13 protein-coding genes are annotated in these 13,798 nt (G+C 43.9%); 2 read left to right on the plus strand and 11 right to left on the minus strand.

All coding sequences use genetic code 11. The features are described 5' to 3' along the window. Positions 1-128: 128 nt before the first annotated feature. From H9L11_RS14370 to H9L11_RS14400, 7 genes are all read right to left on the minus strand, one after another. A complete protein-coding gene (locus H9L11_RS14370; protein WP_205390872.1) occupies positions 129-1,199 on the minus strand; it encodes a glycosyltransferase family 4 protein in 1,071 nt (356 codons plus the stop codon). After that, positions 1,174-2,700, minus strand: coding sequence for a sigma-54 dependent transcriptional regulator (locus H9L11_RS14375; RefSeq protein ID WP_031777249.1), 1,527 nt, complete (start codon positions 2,698-2,700; stop codon positions 1,174-1,176). Before H9L11_RS14375 ends, H9L11_RS14370 begins: the two co-directional genes overlap by 26 nt. 308 nt (positions 2,701-3,008) lie before the next feature. After that, complete coding sequence (locus tag H9L11_RS14380) at positions 3,009-3,389, minus strand: Hpt domain-containing protein (RefSeq protein ID WP_005377636.1); 381 nt, start codon at positions 3,387-3,389, stop codon at positions 3,009-3,011. 11 nt (positions 3,390-3,400) lie between these two features. Further along, positions 3,401-4,087, minus strand: coding sequence for an AAA family ATPase (locus H9L11_RS14385; RefSeq protein ID WP_005377635.1), 687 nt, complete (start codon positions 4,085-4,087; stop codon positions 3,401-3,403). Further along, positions 4,087-6,189, minus strand: a complete 2,103-nt coding sequence (locus H9L11_RS14390; protein WP_205390873.1) for an SLBB domain-containing protein — start codon at positions 6,187-6,189, stop codon at positions 4,087-4,089. The genes H9L11_RS14385 and H9L11_RS14390 overlap by 1 nt, the downstream gene beginning before the upstream one ends. Then, positions 6,186-7,052: an OmpA family protein gene (locus H9L11_RS14395; RefSeq protein WP_017634930.1), complete on the minus strand. Its 867-nt coding sequence runs from the start codon at positions 7,050-7,052 to the stop codon at positions 6,186-6,188. The genes H9L11_RS14390 and H9L11_RS14395 overlap by 4 nt, the downstream gene beginning before the upstream one ends. Before the next feature lie 26 nt (positions 7,053-7,078). Then, the gene (locus H9L11_RS14400) at positions 7,079-7,399 is read right to left on the minus strand and encodes an STAS domain-containing protein (protein ID WP_017634929.1); all 321 of its coding nucleotides are present in this window, start codon (positions 7,397-7,399) and stop codon (positions 7,079-7,081) included. Positions 7,400-7,822: 423 nt separating this feature from the next. Between H9L11_RS14400 and H9L11_RS14405 the strand changes: the two genes are divergently transcribed. Next, positions 7,823-8,668 carry a DNA ligase gene (locus H9L11_RS14405; RefSeq protein ID WP_017634928.1) on the plus strand — a complete coding sequence of 282 codons (846 nt, stop codon included), beginning with the start codon at positions 7,823-7,825 and terminating at the stop codon, positions 8,666-8,668. 15 nt (positions 8,669-8,683) lie between these two features. Here H9L11_RS14405 and H9L11_RS14410 read toward each other — a convergent pair whose 3' ends face one another. Together H9L11_RS14410 and H9L11_RS14415 are read right to left on the minus strand one after the other, a co-directional pair. Next, the gene (locus H9L11_RS14410; protein ID WP_081107491.1) at positions 8,684-9,682 is read right to left on the minus strand and encodes a DUF3080 domain-containing protein; all 999 of its coding nucleotides are present in this window, start codon (positions 9,680-9,682) and stop codon (positions 8,684-8,686) included. A 133-nt stretch (positions 9,683-9,815) separates the two neighbouring features. Further along, positions 9,816-11,186 (minus strand): MATE family efflux transporter, encoded by a 1,371-nt coding sequence (locus H9L11_RS14415; RefSeq protein ID WP_005377626.1) that lies wholly within the window; start codon positions 11,184-11,186, stop codon positions 9,816-9,818. A gap of 392 nt (positions 11,187-11,578) precedes the next feature. Between H9L11_RS14415 and H9L11_RS14420 the strand changes: the two genes are divergently transcribed. After that, positions 11,579-12,190, plus strand: coding sequence for a riboflavin synthase (locus H9L11_RS14420; RefSeq protein ID WP_005377625.1), 612 nt, complete (start codon positions 11,579-11,581; stop codon positions 12,188-12,190). A 75-nt stretch (positions 12,191-12,265) separates the two neighbouring features. Here the strand turns inward: H9L11_RS14420 and H9L11_RS14425 are convergent, their stop codons facing one another. Together H9L11_RS14425 and H9L11_RS14430 are read right to left on the minus strand one after the other, a co-directional pair. Next, positions 12,266-12,460, minus strand: coding sequence for a CPXCG motif-containing cysteine-rich protein (locus H9L11_RS14425; protein WP_205390874.1), 195 nt, complete (start codon positions 12,458-12,460; stop codon positions 12,266-12,268). A gap of 253 nt (positions 12,461-12,713) precedes the next feature. Beyond that, positions 12,714-13,580, minus strand: a complete 867-nt coding sequence (locus H9L11_RS14430) for a fructosamine kinase family protein (protein ID WP_005377623.1) — start codon at positions 13,578-13,580, stop codon at positions 12,714-12,716. Positions 13,581-13,798: the final 218 nt, after the last annotated feature.

Genomic DNA, 13,798 nt, shown 5'->3' on the forward strand with positions numbered 1-13,798 from the left:
AATCTTATATGATATTTATGTTTGGAACCCATCATTCTCATATTGAGAACCAATATGGATTAGTGATCCGTTTCAATTTGATATTTATGTTTGGAACCCATCATTCTCATATTGAGAACCAATATGGATTAGTGATCCGTTTCAATTTGATATTTTTGTAGCAATACGGGAATCACACTTTGCGCTGAGAAATCATCAATGATGGTTTGTCGAGCATTCTGGCGAATGAGTGATTGTTGCACTTCACCAATCGATATCCAGTCATGAAGACATTTAGCAAGAGAGGGAATGTCTTCGACGATAAAACCATTTTTACCCGTTTGGATAATATCTGGAAGACGACCTACACGTAAGCTCATCACGGCAATGCCTCTCGACATGGCTTCAAGCGCCGCCATCGGAAGACCCTCATAACGAGAAGAAATGATAAGTACACTGATATTTTCCCAAACACCTTCCATATCGGTTTGATGGCCGAGGAAAGTCACGTTTGAAGGGGCAGTTTGATTAAGCGACTCTTTTTCTGGGCCATCACCGTACACACTAAACTGTAATGTTGGACAGAGCCTCGCTACCTCAATAAATTGATCGGCGCCTTTTTCCTGACTCAATCGGCCGACAAAAGCGATCTCCTGATAGTTGAGTTGACTGTTGGGAATCGAAACAAAGTTATTCAGCAGTTCTGAAGAACAAAAAACTTTGCGCTGAATACTTGGACTGACAGCAAAGCAATGGTCAGATAGGCAGCCTGAGCTTCTATCAAGCCAATCGTATAGCCATAGCTTCCCTGAGGACGATTCACCAGCATGATAAGTTGAAATCAAACGAGGAAACGTACGGGTGAGCAGTTTGGCGCAGCGTGACAAAATCGACGCTTTATAACCATGGGAGTGAACCACTGAGGGTTGGTGATTGGCGACGGCGCTTGTTAGGTGTTTAATTTTTAAAGCTTTATTGGGCTCGCCAGACAAATAGTTTAAGTAACTCACAGGGATCGCGGCTTCTTTTGCCTTCTGTACAATCTGAGCGGCTGGCGAATACTCAGTGGTTAGCACAACTCGAGCTTTGTTTCCAAAGGCGATTAATCCCCGAGCTAGCTCGATAACGTGACTTTCAATGCCGCCGAATAGACGGCTATCAAGCAAGATCCAAATTTCACCAATGGCAGGTTTATCAAGATTGTTCGAGATTAATTTCATCCGCTTCCCACGCTTGTTTTTTTCGGTAAACCGTAGATGGGCTTAACTCCAGCATGACAGCGGCGTTGAGGACGTTGCCATCACAGTACGCGATTGCGTTTTGAATTGCTTCACGCTCTACTTGCCACATAGGACGAATGGTTCCATCAGAGTTAAAGTACGGTGAGGTAGCAGCAGAGGACGGTGTACCAGGCAGCTCCGCTGCGGTAATCGACGGTTCGACCGCAGAAGGTGAAAGTTCCTCAGTATAAACAGGTGGTGGTGTGATTGGTGCAATGTTTGCTGACTCTTGAGCAACATGCGCAGGCGTCGTTGTTTTCGTCACTTTAGACTTTTTAGTAAGTTGAGCGGGTAGGTGGCTCACCGTGACTTTTTCGTCGTTATTAAGCACCACAATGTTACGTATGATGTTTTGTAGTTGCCTTACATTACCCGGCCATTCGTAATGCTTGATGATATGTTGAGCTTCGCTGTCGATTGTTGAGAATTTCTTTTTGTCCTGTTTGGCGTAAGTGGTCAAGAAGTGCTTGGCAAGCGTGACGATGTCACTTCCTCGTTCACGTAATGGGGGCATATCGATAGGTATAACGTGCACACGGTAGTATAAGTCTTCACGAAAACGACCTTCTTCTACTTCTGTTAATGGATCTCGGTTGGTGGCACAAATGATTCTCACATCCACTTTCATTTCTCGAGTGCCACCAAGAGGGGTGTAAGTGCCCGTTTGTAGAAAGCGGAGCAACTTCTTTTGCATCTCAAGTTCCATTTCACACAGCTCATCAAGAAAAAGCGTGCCACCATGTGCCAGCGTCGCCGCACCTTTTCGATCTGTTGTTGCTCCAGTAAAGGCCCCTTTAACGTGACCAAAAATCTCACTTTCCATCAAATCTCGTGGAATAGCCCCACAGTTAATTGCAATAAAAGGCTTGTCTTTACGGTCGCTCTGGCGGTGGACGGCTTCAGCACAAACTTCTTTACCTGTGCCGCTTTCTCCCACAATAAACACACTGGCAGAAGTTGGCGCAACAGCATCAATGGTCTTGTATACCGCCTGCATCGGGAGGCTTGAACCGATGAATCCGTGATAGTTGTGGCGATCAAACTTGGACTGAATATTTTCCACCAAATCTTCCAATTTGGCGCGTTTGAGGTGCAATGCGACTGATGTTTTTAGGCGATCAGCGTTTATGGGCTTTTCTAAGAAATCTTCCGCACCTTTTTGAATTAGATTAACGGCTAAGTCGACGCTGCCGTGTGCCGTAGCAATAATAACGGACGTAGGAATGTCATTCTGGTTGATCCAATCCAACACGTCTTCGCCAGACATGTCGGGCAGTTTCAAATCGAGAATGATGAGCTGAGGTTTGCTTCTTTCAATAAATTGAATCGCTTCGCGACCTGTCTCGACATGAAAAATGTCATAAGGTTCGTCTTTCACATACTGCTTATAAAGTATGGCTAGTGAAGTAGAGTCCTCTACCAGTAACACCCTTGGTCTCATAGTCCCATCCCAACGTAGTTTGTTTCATTTTTTATGATTTTTGTCAGCACTACTATTTGGCATTATGAGTGGTTTATAGCTCTCTAGTGCTGAAAATTCTCAATTTGAGAAAAGCGTTATTTAAGTATTAGCACAAGGTAGGAAATTTGCGAAAAATCCATACTTTTTAATTGATTAAGTTATACCCAAATAATTTCAAGGTGTGTGGCTTGGCGAGGGTGACTGAATTTGGAGCCTAAATTTCTGAGATGATGTCGGCATCGCGCTTTATCAAACGCGATGCTTCGCTAGGGAGTAAGACACTGATACTACTCAAACCCTTGAGCTTTTCGCTTTTCTAACGCATCAAACGATTCATTGGCGAGTTGAGGAAGTGTTTCACAAAGCTCCAATGCTTTTGGTATTTTTCCTTCGACACAGTACTTCTCAATCATTCTTGCTTGTCTTGAAAGCGTTCGATTGCCTAGAGCGAGAGCAGAACTGCCCAGTGTGTGAACCTCGAACTCTAATGTTTGAAGGTCTTTTGTGCTTAATGCTTGCTCTATTTTCTCCATGCGATCGCGTGACTCTTCGACATAGTGATCAATCAAGGTAGGGATGATTTCGGCGCACGTATCTTTGATCATTTGCTGAAGAATATGCTCATCCACTAATTCTTGCTCGATAGTCAATGTGTTATTTATCGTCATAATAGCGCTCCCTATAACATAAACAGTTCGCTTTTTTTAATTTGCTGAGACAGTTTTTCTTTCCACTTTTTTGGTAAGAAACGCAGCTTGGAAACTTGGCGGATTAACTCATCTTTCAGGCTTGGAGTGTGCTTCATGTTCAGTACAGAACCAATCAAGTTCGCATCGCTAGCATCGAGTAGCTTTTTGGCTTGCTCGAGCTGGGTTGCAGTCGTAGAGCCATAATGCGCTACTAACAAAGTAGCATCACATACGCCAGCAATCACTTGAGGCGCAATATTGCTTCGGTTGACACTAAGAAGTGGTGATGTATCTATCACGACGCGCTCGTACTGCGTTAACCATTGTGCAATGTTTTGTTTCAGCGTTGTTGGGTCTCGGTACGCTAACTGAGTGCTGGCGAGAGACGGAGCAGGGAGGCCGACTAAAGTTTGATGTGTATTCTCTCGTGTGATCAAATGGCCAACCTTCTCGTCATCATCAAATTCGTGAACAGTGTGATAAGCGGGTTTGAATAAGTTAAGGTCTACATACAAAGTATTGTGGCCTGCTAAAACCAAGCGCTCTGCAAGAGATGAAGCCACGGAAGTGACACCATCTTCAGATTTACAACCCACAACACAAATCGTTTTGTGGCCCTTCTGTTCACTCTGAAGATAAATTTGCTCAATCTCAGCGTGAGTTGCAGGAATAGTCATTACAACGCTCCTATTAACACGATGGTTGTGGTGATTTGTAAAATATCTCTTAATCCGGCCCTCGCTTTTTCAACAAAGCTCTCGTCTTTATGGGGAATGTAAATCGTGTCGCCTGCGCGAATGACTGGCAGCTCATAAATGTTGGCTGTTTTACTAAAGTTCACCAAATCAAATGTTCGGGCTTGGCCTTGGCAGCAAGACATATTGACCACACTGATCTTTTCAAGGTAGGCATTGTCAGTTGGTCCTCCTGCTTCCGCTAACAGATCAAGCACAGTCATGTTGTCATTGAATACGTATCGCCCTGGGTCTCTTACTTCACCTAATACGCGTACCGTGGACTCTTTTGAACGATCTAACCAGTTTTTGTTTTTTTCTGGAATGTAAATGGTATCACCAGGACGAACGTGGGGCAGAATTGACTCATCGCCTGTTTCAAAGTACATCGATAAATTCAATTTACTCACTTTGGCATAACCTAGGCCTCGGTGTGTGACACGGATGTTGTGAATATCTGCATCCATTGTCGGTCCATCGGCGGCAGACAAAATATCCAGAAAATGCATATCTTCGGTGAAACGATAGCGCCCAGGTGCATTGATTTGCCCGAAAACGTATATCGATGCGTCAGAGCTTTGGCTTACCCATTGCGATTTATTATCGGATGGGTCGTCAGGCAATGCATGTACCCTTACGACTGTACCAGCGGAAACTCGAGGTAGGCTTGATGTTGGTGAGCCATCCAGAATGTATTGGTCTAAGTCAAATTGTGTCATTTGACCGTTATTGGCGACTTCAATTTTGGTGGTATCAGCTCGTCGAGTTGGGCCACCAACGTGTGCAAGCAGATCAATCAAATCCATTTCGTCTGACCACTCGATGCGTCCAGGGCGAACAACTTCTCCCATCACTGCGACCGCTCGACTAGGTGCTACTTTTAACCAAGACTTCTCATTGAAATCGGTTTTCTCCGGCACGAAAATCGCGTCTCCTGGTCCAACATTTGGTGGTCTGGCTGAAGATAGTCCTTCTGTATGCGCGGTAAGATCGAATTTGATGACTTTGCCATCGGCTTTTATAACGCGAATTTGGCGAGATTCTGCGTAGCGAGTGGGCCCGCCAGCGTTGGCGAGGATATCCATGAAGCTAGCGCCTTGCTTGCCTTCGTATGCCCCAGGATGGGCGACTTCACCCATCACGTAAACCACATTTGCACCTGCTTTGATTTCTTCTTCCTGTTTTGGGACAAAGATGGTGGCACCTGGCAGGATCTCCGGCAGTAGGCTTTGGTCTCCAGTATCAAGGTACTTTTTCAGGTTAAACATGGTTGGGTTATTGTTTGTTATCACGCGAATTTGCTCAACACTGGCATATCGTGTCACGCCGCCAGCTCGCATTACGACATCAACTAGCGTGGTGTTTGGCTTGTATGAGAACGAGCCAGGTGCGTTGACTTCACCAAAGACTTTGATTGCACGAGCGGAATCTGCGCTGTCACCTGAATTCGCGAGTTTTGCTGCATCAAACTCTTGCTCAATATTCCCTACGAGTGGGGAAGCGGGGACAAATAAGACATCCAGTGATTCTAGTTTTGGCAGCCGGCTATTGTCACCCGTATCAAGGAAGCGTTTGTAGTCAAATTCAATGTTTTTATTTCCACGTTTCACGATCATTTTATCAAGCTGAGCCCCTGCGCGCAGGCCGCCAGCTTCGTACACAAACATTTGAATGTTGGACCCAGAAGGTAAGGTATATTCACCGGGTTTGACCACGTAGCCTTGAACGGACACTAACAACTGTTGCTGTTTAATAAAAACTCGAGCGTTGTTAACGTCACGATACACGGTCTTTAGCCTGTCGATAATCACGTCTTGGAGTTGTTGTACATTGTAGCCGGCCACTAATACAGGGCCGACTTCTGGTAAATTAATTCGTCCACGACGATCAACCTGAAACCCTTGGTTTAACGACGCCTCTCCAGGTAAGTTAATCTGTATTAAATCACCGACCTTAACAGTATTGCTCTCATCCGCTATGGAAGAAGGTACCCACGCGACCAGACACAACAACATTAAGAGGATAAATGGTTTCATCGTGTTCATAGCGCGCCTCCTGCCGTTGGGTTGCGGTTTATTGAGGTATCGCTATCTGAATTAGGGCTAATAACCTCGATGCTTACTCGACGATTAGTTAAACGCACGGCGGATGTTTCACCTTCATAGAGTGGCAGGTTATCTCCGACAGATTTGGTAGTGACTCTCTCTGAAGTGATACCAAATACGGTTAGGTAACGCTTTACTTGTTCCGCACGCGCTTGAGCAAGTTTCTGGTTGTAATCGGGTGTTCCAGTTGCATCCGCATGCCCCGTTACTACAAGAGATAGGTTGGGGTGGTCACGTAAAATGTAGGCTGCTTCTGCCAAATGTCCCATGTACTTCGGGTTGATTTCTGCTGAATCGACAGCAAACTGGTTGTCGATATTAAGTAGTGCATAGATATCCGAGACTATGTTTAGGTCGCTACGTAGTGCTTCAATATCATCGGGCGGTGTGCAAGTTGTTTGGCTCAGTACGTAGTCGAGTTGTTGTTCGAGCTGGTTTAAGCGTCGACGCTGAATCACAAGGTCGTTGGCAGCGTCGAGTAAAAGCCCACCTTCTAACTCGCGCGCAATTCTATTTTGTTTTTCAAGGGCCTGAACAACTGCCGCAGGAAAACACCAGCGCGCGCCCTCTTGGATTAGTGCGTCTAGATGTAACTTGGTCAGTTGCCAATCAAACCTTAACCCATGTTCTGGACCTAAAGGCTCGTCAGGCATTACTGGGGAAAACTGATAATTCTCGATCGAGATATCTTGATAGCTTTCCGCCAAGCCACCTTTCCCGTGTTCTGGGTAGTCAAACGACGAACAACCAAACATGCCGACAACAAGACCGCTTACTGCATATCGTCGTAAAAGATTTACCATGCCAACCTCCGTTTAAACCGGTATTTTTAGTGTCCTTTTGAGTTAACGGGAATGGCATGGTTGATACGAAGCAAGCTCATGATTTCTAAAGGTTGGCCTGATACGTTTTCAATACTCATGCTTCTTTCACGTTCAACTAGACGCTTATATAAGTAAACAATGGCACCAATCCCTGAAGAATCAAGAAATTGGACGTGCTGTAGGTTAATTTCGACTTCTTTGTGATGATTGTTGTGAATTACTTCATCAATGTGATGTTGTGCTTGTCGACAGCCACTTGCGTCTAAGTCACCAAAAAACTCAATGGCTAACTTGTCTTGATTGATTTCTAGTTTGCGTAATTCCATGACTCTGTCTCCGTTTGTTTTTCTAATTGGATATAGAGCAGGTAACGTGCCAATTTGAAATTAATGAAAAATCAAACAGTTAAATATTGTTAATTATATTGTTCAATTTGAGAAAGGACTGATTCTCAAATTGAGAATCAAAAACGCACAGAGAAATGGTTTGCTTATAAGAGGTTTTGAGCCGAAAGAAGTCGTTAGACCGGGGGAGGCACGTCATGATTAGATTCCAACTCGATTGACGAACCATCCGCCATACGAGAATAATGTGTAACGACTAAATGCAAAACCTGTCTAAAGTTTATGATTATCTTTGCAAATTATTACTAATGTTGATTGTTATGAGTCGAAGAATAACTAGTAATAAATAGGTCATCGAGAGGACTTACGTTTCAATAAAGGCGATTTTTTGTACAAGGTCTTCTTATGCCATTAAAAATGACATTAATTGCGCTGGCTGTTATGGCTGCGTCTTCACAGCCTCAAGCGGATACTTCTCTCGCACCACCAGTTTCTCTTGCACAAAGCTATCAGGATGGCATTGATGTGTCTGAATATTGGTATAGCGAAAAACTTGATGGTGTTCGCGCTTATTGGACTGGGCAACATCTCGTGACGAGAAATGGTAATCGAATCTACGCCCCAGATTGGTTTACAGGACCTTTACCTGATTATCCATTGGACGGTGAACTTTGGGCTGGGAGAGGTAATTTCCATCTTGTTCAGCAAACGGTGTTAGATAAAACTCCTGTAGAGTCTGCTTGGCGACACATCGACTTTATGATCTTTGATATGCCATATTCCGCTGGTGATTATCGGAAGCGTTATTACAACATCAAAGACTTAGTGCTTGAAGTCGACCAGCCTCATATCAAATATGTCGAGCACCGAGCGATTCAAAATGAAGCTCATCTGTTTACACAGTTGGATAAAATTTCAATATCCGACGGTGAAGGGGTGATGTTGCGGAAGGTATCAAGCCGCTATCAGGCTGGACGCGGTAGTGATTTGCTTAAACTAAAACGATACGCAGATGATGAAGCGTTAGTTGTGGGTTATAAGCCAGGAACAGGGCGCTTATTAGGTATGATGGGAGCAATGTTAGTTCGCTTACCAAATGGCATTGAGTTTTACATCGGTAGCGGATTTACCGATGAAGTGCGTCGCCAGCCTCCGAAAATTGGTTCAACCATTACATTTAGATATAACGGTTTTACACATACTGGTAAACCGCGTTTTGCTCGATTCTTGCGTGAAAGGTTGAAGGAATAGAACGCTCTGCACTTACTAGTTGCCAACGGTTACGCCACATCGTTTGAAGAGACCCTGCCAAAACTGAACGTGGTTTAGGGTTTCTTGCCTAAATGTCCTATGTGCCTCAATGATGCCATACTGGTGACCATGGAGTTGCATACGGTTCTCCACCAAGGTGGCACCATCATTAAGTTGTTGATAGGTACTGTCTAAATAAGCCAAATAAGGTTGCACTTCTTCAACGTAAATGGATTGAAAGACATTTCTTAAGTAGCGGAACTGAGTGGTGTCTCTGTTCGGCCCGCACAATACATTGCTCTGGTTCTGCTCAAGTAGCTGAGTTGTCGCTTTTAACCAAAGGGATGTGTTTACCATTGAATAGTAAAGTCGTCCGAGTAAACGAGATTTCTCTAACTCTTCTTGATATTGCGTAACTTCCACGTCGGGTAGACGTGAGACCGCGCGGTGGGGTAAATCATACATTTCGCTGAAAATACGATAGACATCGTTAATGCGTGCAATATCATTCGTCGTATTTTGAGATAGCCAATCAGAGGCAGTTAGTTGCTTTTGCATGGCGTCACTTACGAGTAGTAAGTTGTCGAGATGAATGTCTAAATGTTGCCACTTGGTTGCGTAAAGCTCTGCCAATGTCGCGCGTTCTTCATCGCTAAGTGGAAATTCGGATAAACATCGATTCATGACTCTTAAAAGGGCAGTTTGATAATCAAAATCATGAAAGGCATCCTGCACCTTTCCAAGTTGTGAGTTTTTCTCGGCAAGTAAATTAAAGAGTCCGCACTGTCGTAATTGATAGCTCTCTAGCAGGCCAATAGATAGCCTTGGCAATGGCTCGAACAAAACGCGTTTCGCAGGAATCGTTACCGTAGACTGTAATGTTATTGGAATAGCAGGAACTTCCAATACATTGGCTACACGTTGATGATACTTATCAAACATGGCGTTCTCTGGATTGAACCAGTTATCACAACCATTAAGAATCAAGATTAAGAACAATAAAATAGACCGCACAAATATCCTTTTTATAACTTCGTATCCGTTGTCTAGAGAGCAAAATCAACCGCTTCGTAATCTTGTTATAAGTATACTCAACCGTGTGATTATTCGATCAAAAAAGCCAGCGGAAGCTGGCTTTTTTTACTTTTTATTGAACTGAAAAGTTCAATTGCACTTCTGGCTCTTGGCGATGCATCCAACGCATTCTGACGCCTAACATAAAGGCCGCAGAAGATAGGCCGATGATAAAACCAAGCCAGAAGCCTTGTGCTCCCATTGGCTCGACAATCCAGTCTGTACGGCCAAGGACGTAACCAATTGGCAGCCCAAGAATCCAATAAGCAATAAAAGTACGGTTGAAGATGGCTCGCATGTCTTTATAGCCGCGTAATGCACCAGCTGCGATCACTTGAACCGCATCCGTACATTGATAAACAGCGGCAAACACGAGCAGGTGCATCGCTAGAGTGATTACCTCTGGGTTGCTAGTATAAAGCTCGGCGATCCACTCGCGAGACAAGACGGTTAAAATCGCTGTGAGAACGGACAATGCTAGACCAACCATAATGCCGACTCGTGACGCTACGCGCGCGCCATCTACGTTTTCTTCACCAAGTCGATGGCCTACACGAATGCTTACTGCTGCACCAATACTCATTGGTAGCATAAATACCAACGAGGAGAAGTTAATCGCGACTTGATGCGCTGCCACAATGATAGGACCCAGTGGTGAAACGAGCAGTGCAACAACAGCAAACAGTGTCACTTCAAAAAACAGCGCTGCTGCAACAGGAAAGCCGAGCTTGAATAGACGAACTTGCGCTTTCCATTGTGGGCGATGCCATTCTCCAAATAGGTTGATGCTTTTCAATCGCTCTGATGTCATCACATACAGCAATAGCATGGCAAACATGACCCAGTAAACAATCGTGGTTGCTACACCACAGCCAACGCCGCCTAATTCAGGTGCACCAAACTTGCCGTACACGAAAATCCAGTTTAGAGGAATGTTGAGCAGTAAACCGATAAAGCCAATAACCATTGCCGGTTTCGTCAATGACATACCATCCGTAAAGCTTCTAAGCGTTTGGAAAAGTAAAAAAGCGGGTACTGCTAGTATAACGGCATGAATGTATCCCACCGTTTTTTCAGCCATCAGTGCTTCAACATCCATCAGCCCGAGAATAAACTGGGTTTGAAGCAGGACTGCAATTATCGGCACACTGATCAGCAATGCCAAAACGACGCCTTGCTGAATTTCAAACGGGATTTTCACTCTACGACCAGAGCCATTTAACTGTGCGACAACAGGGACCAATGCCATTAATAAACCCACCCCAAACAAAATGGATGGTAGCCAAATACTTGAAGCGACAGAAACCGCAGCCATGTCGGTGGCGCTAACGCCGCCAGCCATTACGGTATCAACAAACCCCATACCAGTTTGAGCGACAGATGCGATCAATACCGGGGTCGCCAATTTGATAAGACTTGATGCTTCTTCTTTATAGCGATGCACGAAAAATACTCCAGAGCGGAACAATAAGTTGAAAGAATGAGAGTACTCGAGGGCAAAAGATGTGGTGAACGGATCTGATGGTTGATTTTAGTCACGATAAGGTGAAAAAATGCCTCGGAGAAACTCCGCGCAAATGATAAACAATTGTATGTTTATATTCCATAGCTAGGTAGTGAATAGTCGATAACACTGACTGGACGCTCTCCAAGCTAAGGATACGCTTTTACTGAGAACAGCAGCGAATCATGGTAATGTTGAAGCATGCATGAGAACAAACCAGTGTTCATTAAGCCATGGCTTTATCGTCTGCGGTCTTTATTTCCGACCTGTAGCGCAGTGTTTAGGGCTTAGTCTTCGACTACAGTTGGTATTAAATCAATAGGTAAAAAGAAATGTTTACAGGAATAGTTCAGGGTACGGCGAAGGTCGTTAAAATTGATAAAAAAGAACGCTTTCAAACGCACGTTGTCGAGTTAAGCGATGAACTTTGTAAAGGGTTAGAAATTGGTGCATCCGTTGCACACAACGGATGTTGTCTAACTGTGACTAAGATCGAAGGCAACCTTATCAGTTTTGATTTAATGCAAGCGACATTGGCTCTTACTAATTTAGGTCGGCTGGTGGAAGGGGATAGCGTAAACATTGAGCGCGCGGCTAAGTTTGGTGACGAAATAGGCGGGCATAGCATGTCTGGTCATATTAGTTTAACGGCAGATATTGTCGATATCATCGATACGCCCAATAACCGCACGATTTGGTTCCAACTGCCGCAAGAATCAATGAAATATGTATTAGCGAAAGGTTACATTGGTTTAGATGGCTGCTCGCTAACTATTGGTGAAGTTGAAGCGTGTCGTTTTTCGGTACACCTAATTCCAGAAACCTTGCAGCGAACGCTTTTCGGAGTGAGACAAGTAGGGGAGCGTGTTAATATTGAGTTTGATCCTCAGACTCAAGCAATTGTTGATACTGTTGAGCGCGTTCTTGCAGCAAAACAGCTTTAGAATGAGAAAAAGGAGCCTAGTGCTCCTTTTTCATTTAAGCGTTTTTATATTTCTGATGTTCACATGCTCGAGCTGCTATTCGTAATTGTCATCGATAAATAGTTCGACCTTATCTTGTAACTCATCCACTCGCATATTTAGGTGGATAGCGTGGCAACAAGCTGGGCAATCATCATAAAACTCTTGGTCACCATTACTTGCATCCAGTGTAATGCCGATAGAGTGTCCGCAATGCTGGCACTTTACATACCTTTCGGTATAATTTTTCATACAACAACTCCTAATCTCGCAGGGCTTTTAAACACACTATTCATCAAGGAAGTACAGCCCTTTACTTACTTTGCCTACAAGGAAAATAGGCACAATCCAAAGTTAAGTCTCCTTTGATATTAGGCAGAGTTGTTGCTAATTGAGTCGAAATAAGTACAAAACTTGACCCCAAACTCAACCTTGAGCTTAGGGTGATTTTCTGTAGTGATGTGCCTCGAGATTTTACATCTTGAAATATGCAGTGGCTTCCAAATTAATAAGAAATGATTTTATTAATAACCAGTTGAGCCTGTTCCAAGTAATGGCCGCCAAACAAATTACAATGGTTGAGAACATGGTAAAGGTTATAGATATCTTTACGTTCCTCATAGCTTGAAGAAAGTGGCATAACCGATTCGTAGCCTTGATAAAATTCTGGCTGAAATCCACCAAAAAGCTCTGTCATCGCAATATCACACTCCCTGTCCCCCCAATAACACGCAGGATCGTAACAGATAGGACCGAATGCAGTGAGTGCCGCATTTCCATTCCATAAATCGCCATGCAACAAAGAAGGTTCCGGAGCATGGTTTGCTAGCCGCTGTTTTACGACGTCGATAAAGTCATCGATATCAACCAAGGTGACGCCTTTTTCTTTAAGGAGCTGTAATTGCCAACCTATGCGTTGCTCAGCAAAGAATACACACCATTTCTTGTGCCATTTGTTGGGCTGTAGAGTCGAACCGAGATAGTTGTCGGTATCAAAACCAAACTCTTTTTGCTCACCCCACTGGTGTAGGTGAGCTAATTGCTGCCCAAATTTAAAGCTGTTGGGACCATCTTCTAATGGTTTCGTTGGAAGGTAGTTAAGAATTAGGAATGAGGCATTTTTGGTTTTACCAACCAATACCACCTCAGGTACAAATAGGGTGGATGTTTCACGCAAAAGATGCAGGCTTTCAGCTTCTACCTCAAATTTAGACAAAAACTCGCGATCGTTAATTTTCACAAAATAACGTTGCTCGCCATCATTGATCATGTAGCTTTCACTGATATCCCCACCAGACAGCCTTACTTTTTCCGTGATCTGGTAATCGAACAATAAAGTATCAGAAAGCTGTTGCGATATTGCTTGCCACATACAAAACCTCGCGAATCTATTTGACCACCAATAGTTTAGGATAAATAGCAGGGAGTTGGCGCTATGTTGAGCATACTTAGTAAAGAAACCTTCCTCTTAGTGTAGTCAATTTGTATAAATGTGAATCAAATCGCTTATAAGCCTCTGATTTGTTGGCTTAGCATATGGAGATGAACGTTTACAACAGGTATTATGATTTTTTTGACGTTAGTTCCATT

It is taken from the genome of Vibrio sp. sp1 (assembly GCF_016920955.1).
Classification (GTDB): domain Bacteria; phylum Pseudomonadota; class Gammaproteobacteria; order Enterobacterales; family Vibrionaceae; genus Vibrio; species Vibrio alginolyticus.

Bases quoted from the DNA above. Each gene is read 5' to 3' on its own strand.
- H9L11_RS14370 (WP_205390872.1), bottom strand. From the start codon at position 1,199: ATGAAATTAATCTCGAACAATCTTGATAAACCTGCCATTGGTGAAATT.
- H9L11_RS14375 (WP_031777249.1), bottom strand. From the start codon at position 2,700: ATGAGACCAAGGGTGTTACTGGTAGAGGACTCTACTTCACTAGCCATA.
- H9L11_RS14380 (WP_005377636.1), bottom strand. From the start codon at position 3,389: ATGACGATAAATAACACATTGACTATCGAGCAAGAATTAGTGGATGAG.
- H9L11_RS14385 (WP_005377635.1), bottom strand. From the start codon at position 4,087: ATGACTATTCCTGCAACTCACGCTGAGATTGAGCAAATTTATCTTCAG.
- H9L11_RS14390 (WP_205390873.1), bottom strand. From the start codon at position 6,189: ATGAACACGATGAAACCATTTATCCTCTTAATGTTGTTGTGTCTGGTC.
- H9L11_RS14395 (WP_017634930.1), bottom strand. From the start codon at position 7,052: ATGGTAAATCTTTTACGACGATATGCAGTAAGCGGTCTTGTTGTCGGC.
- H9L11_RS14400 (WP_017634929.1), bottom strand. From the start codon at position 7,399: ATGGAATTACGCAAACTAGAAATCAATCAAGACAAGTTAGCCATTGAG.
- H9L11_RS14405 (WP_017634928.1), top strand. From the start codon at position 7,823: ATGCCATTAAAAATGACATTAATTGCGCTGGCTGTTATGGCTGCGTCT.
- H9L11_RS14420 (WP_005377625.1), top strand. From the start codon at position 11,579: ATGTTTACAGGAATAGTTCAGGGTACGGCGAAGGTCGTTAAAATTGAT.
- H9L11_RS14425 (WP_205390874.1), bottom strand. From the start codon at position 12,460: ATGAAAAATTATACCGAAAGGTATGTAAAGTGCCAGCATTGCGGACAC.
- H9L11_RS14430 (WP_005377623.1), bottom strand. From the start codon at position 13,580: ATGTGGCAAGCAATATCGCAACAGCTTTCTGATACTTTATTGTTCGAT.